The 248-nt window shown below is 64.9% G+C and carries 1 protein-coding gene; it reads left to right on the top strand.

Annotated features, from left to right (window positions below; all coding sequences use genetic code 11):
• On the top strand, nt 1-248 hold a 248-nt coding region (locus tag CVH10_RS23030), incomplete at both ends, for a peroxidase family protein (protein ID WP_146143332.1).

Below are 248 nucleotides of genomic sequence, written 5' to 3'. Positions count from 1 at the left end.
AACGGCGTCGTCGGGCAGACCTTCTGGGTCGTCCTGCACGAGCAGTTCGATCGCCTGCAGGAAGGCGACCGATTCTACTACGTCGACCGGTTCGACAACTTCGACTTCTACCAGAACCAAGTCGACGGTCAGACCTTCGCCGACATCGTGGCCCGCAACACCGGCCTGACCGGCCTGCAGGAGGACATCTTCGCGGTCAGCAGCGAGGACGGGCCGTCCAGCGGCGGAACCGGGACCGAGGGGAGCTC

Origin of the sequence: Halomonas sp. ND22Bw (assembly GCF_003011945.1) — a bacterium.
Taxonomy (GTDB): domain Bacteria; phylum Pseudomonadota; class Gammaproteobacteria; order Pseudomonadales; family Halomonadaceae; genus Halomonas; species Halomonas halophila.
Note: the sequence above shows the minus strand (reverse complement) of the source record. Positions and strands in the feature narration are given on the sequence as shown.